Annotated in this window: 16 protein-coding genes; 6 read left to right on the forward strand and 10 right to left on the reverse strand. The window is 35.6% G+C overall.

Annotated elements, in window-relative coordinates; all coding sequences use genetic code 11:
- Window positions 1-45: 45 nt before the first annotated feature.
- From D569_RS0101470 to D569_RS0101505, 8 genes are all read right to left on the reverse strand, one after another.
- The gene (locus D569_RS0101470; protein WP_018930619.1) at window positions 46-726 is read right to left on the reverse strand and encodes a DUF3169 family protein; all 681 of its coding nucleotides are present in this window, start codon (window positions 724-726) and stop codon (window positions 46-48) included.
- Complete coding sequence (locus D569_RS0101475) at window positions 723-929, reverse strand: helix-turn-helix transcriptional regulator (RefSeq protein WP_018930620.1); 207 nt, start codon at window positions 927-929, stop codon at window positions 723-725. The genes D569_RS0101470 and D569_RS0101475 overlap by 4 nt, the downstream gene beginning before the upstream one ends.
- Window positions 930-1356: 427 nt before the next feature.
- Window positions 1357-3729 (reverse strand): glycoside hydrolase family 2 TIM barrel-domain containing protein, encoded by a 2373-nt coding sequence (locus D569_RS0101480; protein ID WP_018930621.1) that lies wholly within the window; start codon window positions 3727-3729, stop codon window positions 1357-1359.
- A 36-nt stretch (window positions 3730-3765) separates the two neighbouring features.
- Window positions 3766-4401, reverse strand: a complete 636-nt coding sequence (locus D569_RS0101485) for a YesL family protein (RefSeq protein ID WP_018930622.1) — start codon at window positions 4399-4401, stop codon at window positions 3766-3768.
- A gap of 19 nt (window positions 4402-4420) precedes the next feature.
- Window positions 4421-5251, reverse strand: a complete 831-nt coding sequence (locus D569_RS0101490) for a carbohydrate ABC transporter permease (protein WP_018930623.1) — start codon at window positions 5249-5251, stop codon at window positions 4421-4423.
- Window positions 5248-6249: a carbohydrate ABC transporter permease gene (locus D569_RS0101495; RefSeq protein WP_018930624.1), complete on the reverse strand. Its 1002-nt coding sequence runs from the start codon at window positions 6247-6249 to the stop codon at window positions 5248-5250. Before D569_RS0101495 ends, D569_RS0101490 begins: the two co-directional genes overlap by 4 nt.
- 85 nt (window positions 6250-6334) lie before the next feature.
- On the reverse strand, window positions 6335-7768 hold the full coding sequence (locus tag D569_RS0101500) for an ABC transporter substrate-binding protein (RefSeq protein WP_018930625.1): 1434 nt from the start codon (window positions 7766-7768) through the stop codon (window positions 6335-6337).
- A gap of 278 nt (window positions 7769-8046) precedes the next feature.
- Window positions 8047-9066, reverse strand: a complete 1020-nt coding sequence (locus D569_RS0101505) for a LacI family DNA-binding transcriptional regulator (protein ID WP_018930626.1) — start codon at window positions 9064-9066, stop codon at window positions 8047-8049.
- Window positions 9067-9477: 411 nt separating this feature from the next.
- Here D569_RS0101505 and D569_RS0101510 point away from each other — a divergent pair, with 411 nt between their 5' ends.
- From D569_RS0101510 to D569_RS0101535, 6 genes are all read left to right on the forward strand, one after another.
- Window positions 9478-10158, forward strand: a complete 681-nt coding sequence (locus D569_RS0101510) for a response regulator transcription factor (RefSeq protein ID WP_018930627.1) — start codon at window positions 9478-9480, stop codon at window positions 10156-10158.
- Window positions 10155-12017 (forward strand): sensor histidine kinase, encoded by a 1863-nt coding sequence (locus D569_RS0101515; protein ID WP_018930628.1) that lies wholly within the window; start codon window positions 10155-10157, stop codon window positions 12015-12017. The genes D569_RS0101510 and D569_RS0101515 overlap by 4 nt, the downstream gene beginning before the upstream one ends.
- A gap of 166 nt (window positions 12018-12183) precedes the next feature.
- Entirely contained in the window at window positions 12184-12999 is an 816-nt protein-coding gene (locus D569_RS22295; RefSeq protein ID WP_018930629.1) for a polysaccharide deacetylase family protein, read from the forward strand.
- Window positions 13000-13029: 30 nt separating this feature from the next.
- Entirely contained in the window at window positions 13030-13695 is a 666-nt protein-coding gene (locus D569_RS0101525) for an N-acetylmuramoyl-L-alanine amidase family protein (protein ID WP_018930630.1), read from the forward strand.
- A gap of 469 nt (window positions 13696-14164) precedes the next feature.
- Window positions 14165-15037, forward strand: coding sequence for a DMT family transporter (locus D569_RS0101530; RefSeq protein ID WP_018930631.1), 873 nt, complete (start codon window positions 14165-14167; stop codon window positions 15035-15037).
- A 57-nt stretch (window positions 15038-15094) separates the two neighbouring features.
- Window positions 15095-15328 (forward strand): hypothetical protein, encoded by a 234-nt coding sequence (locus D569_RS0101535; protein ID WP_018930632.1) that lies wholly within the window; start codon window positions 15095-15097, stop codon window positions 15326-15328.
- 142 nt (window positions 15329-15470) lie between these two features.
- Here the strand turns inward: D569_RS0101535 and D569_RS0101540 are convergent, their stop codons facing one another.
- Window positions 15471-16226: an HAD family hydrolase gene (locus tag D569_RS0101540; RefSeq protein WP_018930633.1), complete on the reverse strand. Its 756-nt coding sequence runs from the start codon at window positions 16224-16226 to the stop codon at window positions 15471-15473.
- Between the two features lie 3 nt (window positions 16227-16229).
- Complete coding sequence (locus tag D569_RS0101545) at window positions 16230-17675, reverse strand: CehA/McbA family metallohydrolase (protein WP_018930634.1); 1446 nt, start codon at window positions 17673-17675, stop codon at window positions 16230-16232.
- Window positions 17676-17685 lie beyond the last annotated feature (10 nt).

Raw genomic sequence — 17685 nt, forward strand, 5'->3', positions numbered from 1 at the left:
TTTCTACAACTGTTGGTGGTAGTGGTCTTTCATATAGAATCCCTCTTACTTATTACGTATCTGTAAAATATACTGCGTGTTGATCGTAAGCAAGATGAGTCCAATAATAAAAATAGCAAATAGTTGTGATTGTTCAGAGCTAACAGAATAGACCGTCAAAATAATCATCGCACCAACAAGTAATATGTTCGTGCTATTAAAAGTATAATAAAGCCCTTCTAGCATCACATGTCGCTCTCCTTCATCAGAAGAAGCAAGTAGCTTTTTCGTATAATCTTTATCTGATGCTTCTGGGAGGTCGCGTTCTGGATACATCACTTTCAACAAATATGGCGATACAAATGAACTTGCTCCGGAAATCAATACTAGAATTAACGCACAGATAATCAGGAATAATTCTTGTTTGGTTACTATGACTATGCTTAATGTAATAATGGAAAAAATTATACTGATATTCCCCACTAATGAAACATCATTAAACTTTTTATATTGCCATTTATCACGATCATCTTCCTCTTCTCCTTCTAGAGGACTTGATGCCTTTCGTTTGATTTGCAGCATCCCTACGAGAGATAACACTAATAAAATCAGGGAAATTGCCCCCAGAATCCATATCAATTCATATGCGATATCAAACATGGTTACTTCAAATTCTAAAGCTAAAAATGCATATATCATGAAAAATCCAAAAACCGCTCCAATAAAAAATTTCGCAAAACTTTTCATACTAATTCTTCCTCCTTAAATATAAAAATCTGATCAATCGGTTCATTAAAAATACGTGACAATTTCATGGCTATGAGGAGAGAGGGCATTAATTCCTCACGTTCAATCAAACTAATCGTTTGGCGCGAAACTTTTGTTCGTTTAGCCAGCTCAGTCTGATTCAATCCATCTCTTGCACGTAATTCTTTCAGTCTTGTCTTCAATCTTGTCACCTCGCATGTTTTTCTATCTTATTCACAGTTACATGAACGAGAAATCCTATACATATTCCCATTGTAAAGGATCCTTATTATTTTGACAACTATTTTTGTCATTATGAACACTTTTGTTGTCAAAAGGTCGTAAAACATAAGCACCCCAAAAAGACTCGCGCATCATTTTAAGATGATCCAGTCTTTTGGGGTGCTTCAATATTATGATTCATTCGTGATACTGGAAAGTTCCATGTGGTTTCTATTTATCAGTCACTTTTGAGTATTTACAAGTCACTTTCAAATACTTATCAGTCACTTTTAATCATTTATCAGTCACTTTTAAATGCTACTTCATTAAACAGAGTTTGCGCCTTGTCCGCCATCAATTCTGTAATATGCTCCAGAAACAAAGACATATCCAAGGAAGAGAATACAACTAATCCACCAAAATAGTTATACTTGCATCTTTTAACTTACTTGAGCTAGCATGTAGCGTTATCTTTCCTTGATCAACTCCTGCTCTAACAAATGCTAGCAGCTTACCATGATATACCTTTCTGCTAGATTCATAATACGGTTGTAAATCTTGAATATTACCGTTTTCCATTCCGATAAGTTCACCAGGTCCTTCTATCGATAAGTGGATTTCATTATCGGCAAGATAGACAGGGTTACCATCGGAATCAGTGATTTGCATTTCAATATGAGCTATATCTTGCCCATCAGCCTTTAGATGATGACTATCTGTAACCATATCAATATAGTAAGGTGTGGATGGTGTCATTAATTGACAGTTATGTTCATTTCCTGATTCATCTTTTGCGATAACCTTTAATAACCCGCTTTCAAATGATACATCCCAGGATAAATAACTATCTTTTTCTCCTTTTCGCTTCACACCTAATGATTGCTCATTTAAGAATAATTCCGCTTCTTCACAATTGGTATAGCAAAACACTTCCAGTTTTTCATTCTCTTGCCATTCCCAATGTGGATCGCCTTTCCATCTAGAATGATGATCCCTTTCGTCTTTGGGTTTAGCTGCTAAATATACCATTGGCTTATCGCTCCAAAGACTCTTGCGATAGTAAAAACTAGATTTCTTATTTCCTGCCAAGTCTAAAAATCCAGCTGGGGAGGCTCTGACAGGCCAACCTTTAGCTTCACCTAGGTAGTCAATACCAGTCCAAATAAATTGTCCACTTATTTCATCATTATCTCTAACAATCAACCAATCTTCCAATCCAGGACTATTTTCGCTACCATAAATCACATGGTTCGGATATTTAATGATGTCTTCTTTGTATAAGTGCTCTTTATAGTTATACCCTACTACATCGAGAGATTGCGCATAACCGGTTAAGTTAGACAATTCCGGATAGGCTAACGCAGAAGTAACTGGTCTTGTCGTATCACACTCTTTTACATAGTGAACTAACTGCTTGGAAATAGTCGCTAACCGCTCAGCATTCGGTTTATCAGGATCATAGATTCTTTCTTGCTTTGGTTTATTTGCGTCATTATTCCCTGTCATTGACTGAAAGGAAGGGTGACAATATGGATCATTGGGATAATCTATTTCATTACCAATACTCCACATGATAATGGATGGATGATTTCTGTCTCTTAAAACCATCTCTTTTAAATCCATCTCTCCCCATTGTGGAAAATCTTCATAATATCCATAATGCTCAGGGGGATATACATTATGTCCAACTGTCCATTTATTTTTCACACCTTCCCATTCATCAAAAGCCTCATCCATTACTAAAAAGCCGATTTCATCACATAGATCTAATAAGTGAGGCGCAGGTGGATTATGTGCCGTTCGTATGGCATTACATCCCATCTCTTTTAAAGCCTTTAATCTTCGGACCCATACTTTTTTTGGTACCGCTGCTCCCAAGCCACCAGCATCATGATGAATACATACACCTTTTATCTTCATATTCTCCTGATTTAGAAAAAAACCTTTCTTTGCATCAAAGGCAATAGAACGGATACCTGTTGTCGTAATCACTTCATCTTTCACTTCTTCATTTACTACAATCTCTGTTACTAATTGGTATAATTGAGGATGATCGGGAGACCATAAAGCTGGATTTTCCAACTTTATCTGTTGTTCTACTTTTCCTGTAGAAAACGAATCGACCTTGATAGATTCTTGCGCTTTACCAACCTTTTCCCCTTCCTTGTTGACCAATGTCTGCTGAACAATCACTGTTTCAGCAGTAGTTTGTTCATTCACTACCTGTGTATCAGCTTGCACAATTGCTTCTGTGTTAGAAAATTGTGGTGTGGTGACAAATACACCGTATTGATCAACGTGAACAGGATCAGTAATCGTTACATATACATCACGATATATACCAGAGCCAGTAAACCAACGAGAGTCTGCAACTTCTTTATGATTAACTTTTACTGAGATTACATTAACATCATCCGCTTTCACAAATTCTGTGATGTCGTATGTAAACGTACTATAACCGAACGGCCTTTTTCCTAAATAGTTACTGTTGCACCATACCTGTGAATGATTATAAATCCCTTCAAACGTAATGAACACTTTCTTATTGTCCGCATTAGCTGGTAGCTTGAATGCTTTTCGATACCAGCCAACACCTCCCACTACATAACCTGTACCACTAGAATATTGTTGAGAGAAAGGCTCCTCGACGGACCAATCATGTGGCAGGCTGATATTGCGCCACTTAGAATCATCAAATCCTTTATACCATGCTTTCGGCTCATTACCTCGATAAAATCTCCAGTCTAAATTCAAATTTTGCTGTAATCTACTATTATTCATGCAGCACACTCCTTCTGATTTAGTATTCCTTTTATGCTATGCAGCTGATGTTAAGTTTCGATTCCTTTCTTCTGTCTTTTTAAAAGCTACATAAGCAAACCGCATCACTACTAAACTCATCACACTACCAGAGAAAAATAATAAAATAATAGGAAAAGATGCTGTTAAATACCATACAACAAAGCCTACAAATAAAATGTAAATCGTTCTTAACGGATAGGAGGCACCGATAATAAAGGCATATTTAAAGCACTCCATCAACTTAATGTCATAATGGACATAGACAGGAAAAACAAAGAACAACATCATCAAATAGTAGAAACTAACCGTTACAAGTAAAAGCAGCATCACCATATATTGCATCCCTTCCATATTTCGAACCAGCAGGTAATCACCATATAGCACTAGACCACCTACTGAACTTATATAGCCTAAGAGATTCGCTTTCAAAAAACTGCCTTTGTAAGCATGGATAAAAGTCTTCATTACTGAAACATCGGTATTTCCTTTCATCCATTTTCTTACTACCGTATACATGGCTACTGTTGCAGGAAACAAACCTAAGAATCCTAAGCCAAGGATAGAAAAACAAATCCATAACAAATTAACTAAGCTCAACTTCATGATCCAATCTGAAACTTTATAAATAAATGAAGAGGTATAAGTTGGCATTTTATTCAACCCTTCCTATCTAGCTTTTAACTGCCCCGGCAACACCTTCAATAAAGTATCTTTGCATGATAATAAAGATAATCATAACTGGTAACAAGGATATCGTCGCACCTGCCGCCATACCCGAAAAGTCTACTGCATAGGTTTGAACGAAATTTTCCATTCCGACCGCTAATGTTCTTAGTTCCGGTTTACTAATCGTTAAGACTAGTGGTACTAGGAACGAACTCCAGGTCCAAATAAATTGCATGATGGCCGTAGTTGCAACAATAGGCATGCTTAAAGGGAGCATTACTTTTGTGAAAATCGTTAAAACGCCAGCTCCATCGATTTCTGCTGCTTCTTCAATTGATTTTGGTAAATTCGCAAAAAAGGAAGCAAACATTAAGATAAATAACACATGGGCCCCTGATGACTCCGCTACAATAATCCCTAATATGGAGTTATCCAATCCCATTGCATTGACTAACTTAAATAATGGGATAATCGTATATCCTTTGGGAATAAACATAATTGCCACGACGCAGATCATAATCGTTTTCTTTCCAGGAAAATCAATTCTACCTAAGGCATAGCCTGTTAAGGAGGAAAGCACGATAACAATAATTACGGTAGAAACAGTAAATATAACGGTGTTCCAAAAATACCCAGAGAAATTAGCTGTGATCCATGCCTCTGAATAGTTTTGCCACTGAAAGTCTTCTGGTATTAACTTCGTACCACTTGTTAAAAACTCTTTATTGGTTTTTAAAGAAGAAAACACCATCCAAACGAAAGGATAGATCCACACAATTCCGAACAGAAGTAAAAAAACGTGTATCATAACCCTAGCTGATTTGGTAGTAATCATAGTGCTTTCACACCACCTTTTTTCTTTTTATTTCCTTTCAGTTTAATGATTTGTTTACCAAAGGAAGCTGCACCAAAAACCATACTAATAGCAAAGGTAAACAATCCTAGTAATACGCCTGCTGCAGAAGCATATCCCATTCTGACTTGCCCTCCACCTAATTGGCTCGAAAAAGCGTAATTATAGATAAACAAATCCATCGTTTCCGTCGCAAAGTTAGGACCACCATTAGTAAGCGTCTTCACCAAATCAAACGCATTAATCCCACTTACTAAAGAAAGCAAGATAATAACTGCAGCTATTGGTTTCAAAAGTGGTAATGTGACATGTCTTAATGTCGCCCAAAAACCTGCTCCATCAAGTTGAGCAGACTCATACAGTTCATTTGGTATGGATTGTAAACCGGCTAACCAATATACCATATTGATCCCTAACCCTTTCCAAGAACCAATCACAATTAAAATAATAACGGCAAGAACCGGATCAGTTAACCATGGAATCGGCTTATCGATGATATTAAAGTCAACAAGTAACTGATTAAAGAAACCATTGATACCAAATATGCTTCCCATGATGATCCCTACAATGGCAGTAGTGGTAACAACAGGTAAGAAATAGATAGCGCGGTAAAAGCCTTTGCTTTTTAACTTTTGGTCATTTAATATAATCGCTAAAATTAATGCACCACCTACACCTAGTAACGTTGTACCTAAAATATAATAAATCGATACTAACGCAGAGTTCCAAAACCTTCCTGAAGTCAATAATTGCTGGTAGTTCGCTAACCCAATAAAATCATTTAACGGACCAATGCCACTCCATTCATAGAAGGAATAAACATAACTCATCACTATGGGATAAGCAGAAAAGATAAAGAAGACAATGATTTGTGGAGCAAGAAAGATATAAGCCCAAATTGTTTTTCGTTTCTGAAGCGTTTTTAAATTTGATGTATCTTTGCTAGTCGATTTCTGACTTAATTCCATATTGTTTGCCAACTTCCATCACCCTTTCATATTTTAGTTAGGAAAAGGATACATTACTATAGTCTCGCTCGCACCAGACTATAGTAATGTCAACTGCCTACCTTAATTCATCATACTTATCTACTGTATATGGCTCGAACGGCTCCCAGTTTGGATAAATATAATCATCTTGAGAAACTTCAGGAAATTCATCTAATGTTTCCATAAAGGCATCCTTCATATCTTGATCAATTTGCTCTATTTCGCTATCAATATCATCTATATTCCCTGTGATATAACCGACAACTGCATCACCAATCCCACCAACTTCGAGTTTATTTCGATATGCACGGTTGAATTCTACAATCTCTGGATTTAATTCTGCCGGTTTTGGAACTGGAATGGCTAATTGACTTTCTAATTCAAGGATATCGTTATATTGTTCAAAAGGTGGCTCTCCCCCAACATCTTCTTTGGCAGGTAAACCAGCACCCGTATTGACATAAACAGTCTCATGGAGATGCTCTAATGCGTATTCTAAGAAAATCTTAACTTCTTCCCAATGCTCTGTATCATTACTAACTCTGATACTTGTAGCTTCAGAACCAGCATGATAGTAATAAGGATTTCCATCTTTCGTTGGTAGAGGTGCTACACCCCAATTTTCAAATTCGCTTTCCACAACTAATTGTCTGCCAACCCAGTCACCACTCCACAAAAATGCACTTTGTCCAACAGAAAATAAAGCTTCTGCTTCACCTAATCCGATCTCAACACTTTCTGGTGACATTAACCCTTCGTCTAATAACTCTTTAATAAATTTAGCGCTTTCAATTTTACCGTCTGTATAAACTTGAGGTACTCCCTCTTTATAGTTCTCTTGCCAAGGTACTTCAGGCGTAATAGCAGTACCCATCATAGAAACTAATTGTTCATTCGCCCATCCTGGATTATTCCAAACAATCGGATAAACACTTCCGTTCGATTCATCCACAATCGTTTGACCTAACGCTTTGAACTCTTCCCATGATGTAGGAATATCATCCTCCGTTAACCCTAACATGTCAAAAACGTCTTTATTATAGTACATAATCATTGCCTTACTTTGTGGTGCTGCTAAAGGGAACCCATAAACAGATCCATCTGCTGTTGTACCATTTTCATACCATGTTCCATCTTGGAATTGCCCTTTTACATCTTCCGTAAATATTTCATCTAGATTTTTGACAGCATCGACTTCCATTAATTCTGATAAATCTACGATATTGGTCCACATATCAGGCAAGCTGCCCTCGGAAAGTGCGGTTCTTAGTTGTGTCTCAGGTTCCGGTGTGTCTTGTGTTTCTATTCTTATCCCAGGATGCTCCGCCTCAAAATCTTCGATTAATTGAGCAAATCCTCCCCTTAATTCCGAATATCTATTCCAAAGTGAAAGAGTAACTACATCTTCATCTCCATTGTCAGAATCAACACTCTCATCATCACTACAAGCTCCTAAAATGAACACAACAGCCAGCATCAGAATGAATAAAAAACTAAATTTTTTCACCATTACACTCCCCTTTTTTCTTATCATAATTTAGTTGCGCGATAGCATGTATGTAGCTATACACCACCTCCTTTATCATCATCCCTAACAAGCATTAGTAAGCGCTATCATTTCAAAAATTAATACTAGCTAGGATGAGCATCTGTTATTTAGCTATAGTAACTAGTTAGTAACCGGTTACTTTAATGATCTAAATGATAGCAACCGGTTACTATTCCAGGTTAAAAATAAGTAATGATGGTAACCGGTTACTAACTAGTTAAAAAAATAAAATACTATCACTAAATCGTTGATTCTCTTATAACTAAATGAGGGTCAATGAAAAGATTTTCCGCTTTAACATCAGTAGTTTTCGATTTTATTAACATATCTACTGCTTTTTCTCCCAATTCTTTATAAGGGTGACTGACAGAGGTAATTTCAGGTATGGAATTCTGAGTTAATTCACTATCATCGAATCCTACAAAAGAGAAGTTATTCATTTTCTTTTGATGACACAGCTTTAATGCCCCGATAACAACTAGGTCATTAATACCTATGATCGCTGTTGGTAAATTATGTTTGTTTACCTTTAACATCTCCTCCATTGCTTCTTTACCACGTTTGACATCATATCCACTATAAATTTGCCAACTGTTCACAGCAGCTAATTTGTGTTTCTCTAAGCTTTTTCTAAAAGCTTCTACTTTAATATCTGTAGTGGTAATACCTGTCATCCCACCGATCAAGCCAATCTTTGTATGGCCTTGTTTGACTAGGTGGTCGATAATTAATTCTATTCCCTTAGCCTCATTCGTAGAAATACTCGGACATTCAAGTGTTTCCATTCTGCCATTAACAAGTATGACTGGAATTTTTTCGATGACATACTTTAATTCGTTGATTTCTGACACTTCAGGGTAGGTCTTATTTATTCTTCCACCCATAAAAATAATGCCTTCAACTTGTCGTTCAGATAATACTCTTAAATGCTTTGATTCCAATTCACTACTATTCATGGAGTTACATAAAATTAATGTATATCCCTTAGTAAGTGCGTATTTTTCAGCTTCGATGAATACTTGAGCAAAGAAAGGATTAGTGATATCTGGAAGAATAACTCCTATCATCTTGGATTCTTTCTTTGTCAGACTTCTTGCAACCGCATTTGGTTGATAATCATATTTTTCAATCAGATCGAAGACCTTTTTCTTCGTTTTCTCACTTACAGGATAATTCCCTGCAATTACTCTAGAAACAGTAGCAGATGAGACGTTTGCTTCCCTTGCTATATCGTATATAGTTATTGATTTTTGTTTCATTGTATGCTCTTCCTTCTTCGGATGTAACCGGTTTCTATACAATGTACACTACACTATAAGTATTGTCAATTCAATTTTCGTAATTTTCCAAAAATAGATCGATAGTATTATTTCTCACTTGATATTGACTTACAGTTCCTATCTAATTAGCTATTCTTATTAGGATTTGCCCTTCACATTCATTGAAGATGAGGGTTTTTTCGCCTATGAATGAACAATGCGTATACAACGAGCGAAACTCATTATATCCCCACTCTTTTTCTCCAATTTCAAAGTAATTTTCCCTATCGATATCGATTAATCTTTATTTTATCTTTACATTCTTTTGTTACTATTTATTTGTTAGAATTAAAATACTTAAAATACTTAAAATACGGATAAAACACAAATCATCTATAGGAGACATTTCGAATGAAAAAAACGGTTTTAATAGTAGAAGATGAACATATTTTACGGGAAATAAGTAAAGATTATTTCTTAGATGCTGGTTGTGATGTTTTGGAAGCAAGAGATGGTACGGAAGCAATAGATTTATTTGAGAATTTTACCATTGACCTAATTATTTTAGACATTATGATGCCCAAGTTAGATGGATGGTCAGTCTGTAAGAGAATCCGTGAAAAGTCTGTTGTCCCTATCATTATTTTGACAGCACGATCAGATGAAGAAGATACATTATTAGGTTTTGAATTAGGCGCAGATGACTATGTTACAAAACCTTATAGTCCACGTGTATTATTGGCAAGGGCAAAACGTTTACTGACATCTCATTCCCCCAATCCAAACAAAAAGGACCATCTTCTGACTAGTCAACATATTGAAGTGAACCTTCAATCTCATTCAGTAAAAGTGGATGGAAAACACATAGCATTAACACATACTGAGTTTGAAATATTAACGTATTTAATGATGAATAAAAATATTGTTATAACTAGGGAACAATTAATCAATCAAGTATGGGGGTATGAGTATGCCGGAGATGATCGAACCATTAATACACATATGCGGAATTTAAGAAATAAACTTGGGACAAGTGCAAAGCAAATTAAAACAATGGTTCGAGCTGGCTATAAATTTGAGGAGAAATCATGAAAAACCGGATAGTAATGAAGTTATTCCTTTTAACAACTGGATTATGTTTGTTTATTATACTAGCTATATTTGTCGGGCAAACTTTATTTTTTGAACGATTTTATGCCGAGAAAAAAGTCGATCAGTTAACCGAAGCTATGGCAGCTTTTCGTCAAGAATATCTAAACATTGATGAGGAGGATAGGTTACGACAATTAGAACAAGACTTTTACCAAGAGCATAATGCTTGGATTGTCGTGTTAGATGAAAATGGCAACATAAAAGGAACAGAAGACTATTTTATTGAACTAGAAAAGACATTTATATTCGCAAATACAAGTACAAGAAAGATCGAAAGAAAGTATGTTGAAAATGAACCAATCAAAATTCCTATATATTATTTAATCAATCAAGAAGAGCTTATAAATCAAGAGAATACCCTTAACAAATATCCAACTGTTGAAGTTCAAGGGATAAAGAAAGACAATACCATTTATCCGTATCAATTGTTTTGGAGATCTGATGATAATTTTGGTAGTGTAATTGATAGATGGGAATCGATTCAGGAGGCACGGCCTCAGGATACGATTGACGGTGTGTTGGATAGACAAGGATCCTATTCCTATACACTATGGGAGAATAAGCTACTTTTGCAAGAAGCCGAAGAGTTTGACGATACTTCTCTTGCGATATTTGGTCACGTCAAAGATATTCATATACCAGATGTAACTCATAATATATTTACCAACCCCATATTTCTCGACAAATTAAAGGAGTTCCAGGTTGACCTGCTGCTAAATAAGAATGTGGATACAGAAATACAAGATTTTGAGCAAGATAGTATTCAATATAAGCTACTCGTTAATGCAACAAAAAATAGCAATGGAGAAACAATTTATTTCTTTACGATGGCTTCCTTACAACCAGTGAATGAAGCCGTACAAATGATTAAAGAATATTATATATATATTGTTCTATTTGTTGTAGCGTTAGTTTTGTTAGCTGCTTTTTATTATTCAAAAGGAATCGCAAGACCTTTATTACGTATAAATGATGCTACGAAAAGAATGACAAATTTGGACTTTCCTGAGAAAATTCCTGTTCAATCCAAAGATGAGATTGGCGAATTAGCAAACAATATTAATTTTCTTTCTACCACATTGCAGTCGTATATCGATCAACTGCAACAGGATGTCGAGAAGGAACGGCAACTAGAACAAACACGGAAAGATTTCATTGCAGGGGTATCCCATGAGCTGAAAACTCCGCTAAGTATTATGAAAAGCTGTATGGCGATTCTTCAAGACGGGGTTGCAGTTGAAAAGAAAGATCATTATTTTAGTGCGATGGAAAATGAGGTAAACCGCATGGATCGGTTGATTGCGGATATGCTAGAACTGGCTAAATATGAATCAGGGACATATAAAATCGAAATGGAATCCTTTTTCATTGATGAATTAATTCGTTCGGTTTACAATCAACTGTCATTAAAAGTAATCGATCAAGAAATAGATGTGAATCTAAATCTTCAATCGATTGAAGTAATCGCTAACCATGATCGAATGGAACAAGTTATTACTAATTTTCTTTCTAATGCGATTCAGCATACACCAGACAAAGGGAAAATAGTCGTTTCTACGATCAGTGAGAAAGATAAGGTAAAGATTACTATAGAAAACGGAGGAATTCATATTGATGAGGAACAGCTAGATAAAATTTGGGATCGTTTTTATCAAGGAGAAAAAACTCAACGCTCAAAACAGGGTACAGGTTTAGGACTTGCTATTTCTAAAAATATTTTAAAGCTTCATGATGTTCCATTCGGAGTATTTAATACTGAAATAGGAGTATGTTTTTACTTTTATTTAAATAAAGTGTGACATTAGCTTGATTAAACCATTCGTTTAATACCTCATACGGTATTAAACGAATGGTTTTTTTATGCAATTCAATCTTTAGCTTATATACACTTTATCTTTATCTGATCTTTATTTCCCTATACTAATCTATTAATTGAAGATAACAACATAGAATTGAGGTTTTCATATGAAGAAGATTAGTATAATTATCTACTTCGTCTTTCTTCTCACTATTTCTGCCTGTCAAAGTGAACAGACTACGTATCAAATGAACTCACCAGAAAAGGAGATTGAACTAAATAATGTAAAGTCATTCAACGAGAATTCTAATAATGAAGATGCATCATCAGAGGGTGATCAGCCCCGAGATACAGGAAAAGTTGTTTATCTAACTTTTGATGATGGACCCACTTCAGCAACAAAAAATATTTTAGATACGCTCAAGCAATTTAATGCTAAAGCGACATTTTTTATGTTAGAGCCTGCAATGAGAGAGTTTCCAGATATGGTAAGAAAAATGGTAGAAGACGGTCATGCCGTGGGAATGCATGGGGTTACCCATGACAAAGATCAGTTTTATGCTTCTGAGCAAACTGCTCTTGAAGAAATGATCAAATCTAAGGAAACCCTTCAAGACATTACTGGCGTTGATTCCAAGTTGATACGAACACCATATGGCAGTATTCCTTATCTAACCGAATCTTATCGAGAGGCTTTGACTAGTAAAGGGTTTCAATTATGGGATTGGAATGTTGACAGTAGTGATTGGTCATTATCAAGTGACCAATATGTAGATTCTGTTGTAAATCAAATCGAAAACTTAGCTAGTGCAGGGGTTACATCTATTGTTCTGATGCATGATCAAACAGAGACTGCCAATCACCTGTCCAACCTATTAACTTATTTATCTGAAAACGGGTTTCAAACAAAGAAAATCGATGATAACACCGAACCATATAACTTTAACTGTTATGACCGTTGTCATTCACTGAACTCAAATTAACTTAAAATGCATTGAAGGAGAGAATATTATATGAAAAAATGGATGCGACTTCTACTATTATTATTATTTATTGGTTTATTGTATTTTACCCTAACCGACAAACTAGAACCTGATACATCCAATCAGACAGATAGTACTTACACTTCCTCAAAAGAAGAAAAATATAAGGTTGTCATTGACCCAGGACATGGCGGTGAAGACCCTGGCGCTATCGGTGCTAGTGGTTCATACGAAAAAGATTTTACATTAAGTCTAGCTAAAAAGATCTCCATTTTATTAGAAGATGAACCAAAACTTGAGTTGCACATGACGAGAGAAGAAGATGTTTTTCTATCAGCAGAAACTCGAGAAAGGCCTAAATTTGCCAATGAGCTAGATGCCGATTTATATATATCATTACATGCTAATACATTTACGGACCCATCTGTTTCTGGTACAGAATCTTTCTATTATCATAAAAATTCAAAACGATTGGCGAATATTATACACAGACATGTTTCTGAAACGACAGGTTTTCGAAATCGTGGTGTGAAGAAAGAAAATTATTTCGTGTTAAAGGATACTACTATGCCGGCAGTTTTACTTGAAATCGGCTATATAACCAATCCAGAAGAAGAACAAACAATGCTAACAGACGATTTCCAACAATCTTTAGCAGAAGCTATTAAGAACGGAATTAATGAATACTTGAAATAAAGTTGAAAATCATATATTGGAGTGATAAGATGAAGGTCACCTTTAATTATTCTATAACAGAAACGCAGAGATGGTTGTTGTATTTCGTTAAATTAAGTTCTATAATTCTCTTAATACGACCTACCAGATTATAAGCGATCATTGACAAGCAATTCATTTAAAGATATCACCAAAAACTAAGAAAAGAAGCAGACGGAATCTATCAATCGTCTGCTTTTTATACTATTAATATTTAATGAAAACTTAAACACATTTCAAGACTACGTAATTATGGATTTTAAGAGAATTTCCAATGCTCTGCGAAACTCTAGTTAAAAAGAATAGCCAAGAAGATCTTGCTATTCTTTTTAATTTTTCGATGAAAATATGTGAGAAAAGAATGTCATTAAGGTCGATTTGTTTGAGAACGATAGCATATTTTTTCTAAAATGAGAAATATACCAATTAATAATGAATCGGGGTTTTAGTTGTGAAACATTACGCAGCTTTATTGACACTAAGTCTTATATGGGGAATGTCCTTTTTATTTATAAAACTACTACTCCCGTACACAGGACCGTGGGGAATTGTATTTCTACGTTGTTTTTTTGGCGTAATACCTTTATACATCATTTTACTATGGAAAAAAAGGACAGAAATTACGAAAAAGCTGCCATGGAAATCACTCATCTTCGTAGGTCTCTTAAACGTTAGCATTCCGTGGGCATTAATTGGATGGAGCGAAGAGAAAATTTCGAGTAGTACAGCCGCAATTCTTAATGCCACAACACCGATTATGACAAGCTTTATTGGATTTTTGTTTTTTTTCATATTGTTGTCTAAAAAACAATGGCTTGGTATTCTTATTGGATTCGCTGGGGTTTTGACTTTGCTTGAATTTAATATTATTGGACTATTTGGTAATGATTTTATTGGCATTGGCACAATGATTATGGCTACCATTTGCTATGGAGTTGCCTCCCAGCATGCAAAAAAACACTTAAATCAAGTTTCAATACTTGTGGTCGCAATAGCTACATTAACAATTGGTACAATTTCTGGTTTGATTGGGATGGTGATGACCTCCTCTTTTCCATCTGGCATATTTTCATCTTTTACGCCTATTATTGCAATTATCGGTCTCGGTATTTTTGGATCAGGCATCTCAAATTTATTATTTTTCTACATGGTTAAAGAAAAAAGTGCAGAGTTCGCCACATCTGTATATTACCTTATCCCATTAACAGCAATGCTCTGGGGCTATTGGATTCTAAATGAAACCTTATCGGCCAATTTATTTTTGGGATTATTATTCATTTTAGTGGGCGTTTACTTATCTGGAAAGGTGAAGGGGAAGACTTAAGTAGAGTGAACCAGCCATTGAAATATGAATTAAATTTCAAGAAAGGAGTAACTGGGAATGGAGCATAATGAAGTAAACATGATCCTCCAAGCTATTAGGGAATTGTCCGAGAAAGTTGATACAAATCATACCGAATTAACGAAGCGTATGGACAGAATGGAAGATAAAATGGACTTTATTCAACATAAATCATTGGACATGATGAAGAAATTTTCTAACTATATATTCCTTTATTTTAGATATACATTAAGAAAATCTAATGAACTCCTTTCTGTTCACGTATCATCTTAATACGCCCACTGCATTTGTTGATTTGCTATAATAATAGCCTTGCACCAAATAGCCACCAAGATGAATGAATAGAGAGAACTATAAAAACATATAATTCACTTACACTTAAATGATCACCAGGAAAAAAAAGCGAAGCTAAATGCTACCGCTTTTTTTCTTCCCAGATAAACTTATTATTGTTATCTATCATTTCGCCAATTGTCGGAATGATTATATCTGCCATTCCTTGTAGATCTTTTTGGTTACTAGCACCTGATAAGACTCCTATTGCTAACCCAGCCGATGCATTCTTTGCTAATGCTAGATCTACTGGAGTATCACCCACCACCGCTACTTGTGATGGACGTAATTGATACAGTTCACAAAAATGATCAATGATTTTTGGATCAGGTTTCTGTACTGGAAACCGATCAGATGTCACTAATAATTCAAATGAATGTGAAAGATGCAATGCATCTAGACAAAGGTTAGTCGTTGTATAATCATCAGCAGTTGCGATTCCAATAATGATATTCCTTGCCTTCATTCGATCCAATAGTTGAGGTAATTGATCAGTTGTTGGTTGAACTTCATGGATATATTTTTGTGTCTGCTGGTTAATATAATTCGATACCCAGGAATAAACAACTTTTGGTGTCTCCATTGGCAGATATAACTGAATGACTTGATTTAATGCATGTGTGATATCTTTTGTCGTCCCTCCAGCCAATATACCTGTGGCTTCTACCTGTCCACCATTAAAACCGATCGCCTTTGAAAAATGTCCATATAGTTCTTCACTATCTGTATATCGATTACTTATGTGTAAAAGTAGTTCATGTATCGACTTATTCCATATGTTATGAAATTTCATTAATGTACCATCTTTATCAAAAATGATTGCTTTGATGTCATCCAAAGATTATTTCCCTGCCTTTTGTAATAATTCTCCCCAATTGCTTAGGTTTTGCTCTTTCGTTCCTTTAAATATTGGGTTCGTAAATGCTAATAACTCTCCATCTTCTTTGCGAATTTCAGCTCGTACATAACTATATGAAGAGTCTAAATGAAATGTTTCCTCTATGATGCAGTTATCTGCCATTTGCTTAGATTCCACTACTTCTCCATTAACAATCCAATTCACTTTGGAACGTTCAGTGACATTGCGACAAATAATTTTGTAGTGAAGCTGCGTACCCGTACAAGTACTTCCTAATTTTACTGGTCCATTCTCATCCTCAATCTCGATATCTAATTCAGGACCTCTAGATACATAGATCTCACCTCTACCTAAAGCCTCTAATACGGATTCCGCAGTTAATTGCTCTACATACACATATGTTGCCGGATCGCCAATTAGCGATGGAGCACCGCCTTCTTGGTAACTTTCCGTTGGAAGCATATGAGAATCTGAACCACCAATGCCATAGATATGATAACCATCGAGAAGTAATTCGTCCCATAATGTCAATGCATCCTCGGTTGCTTGTGCATTATCTTGATAGGTTGGGTCATTCCATATTTCCACAACGTCGATTTCTGTTAGTTCCGTTTTCTGGAATTGCCAATCCCATGGTTTTAGCATCGGATGATTAATCGATCTAACGCCTTGCGCATCTTTCGTTTCACGCAATAACCGATTCATTCCTTCTTCACTTTCCATGCCACCATCACTGCATGTTGGTCTCCAATCTAACCACCTGTTAATACCTAATGCATTGTAATGACCTTTCGTTGCGGTAATTTCAACTCCTGGAATGACTAGTACATCGTCTTGAACCCAATTAGTTGGGACTACGTTATGATCTGTAGCAACAAAGAAATCGAGATTTTGTAATTTTGCTTGATTCATACCTTGAAGTGGTGTTAATTTACCATCAGAGATTGTCGTATGTGTGTGGAAATCACCTTTATACCACCCTGCCTCTTTGTTAACAACTTTTTGATAATGGTAGTTATTTAAACGAAAGAACGAATCCTTCTGATTGATGGCTTTTACCCAACCATGTTTATGCTCAGAATGAACCACATGTTGACCTAACTCCACTTCTACTTGCAATGAGTATTGATCTACACTAGAAAAAATCTCTATTTCCCATTGCCCTATTGTCATTTCACCCGGTACTATACTATACGAGCATTCACTACCATCTGGAGAGAGAAACAGTTCAATGTTTTCTTCATTTACTTTTAAATATTGTCCTCTTAAATGATTATGAGGGTCCCATACAAGTAGCATCATCCAATTTGGCACAGAAAAGGATAAGTTCAATCGAAGTGTAGCACCCCTTTCATTAACAAAAAACGAGTGCTTTACATAGTTTGTATTTACTTCCACTCGATTTCCCTGACTAATTTGATTTGACATGCAGTGTCCT

Origin of the sequence: Gracilibacillus lacisalsi DSM 19029, assembly GCF_000377765.1 — a bacterium.
Lineage (GTDB): Bacteria > Bacillota > Bacilli > Bacillales > Amphibacillaceae > Gracilibacillus > Gracilibacillus lacisalsi.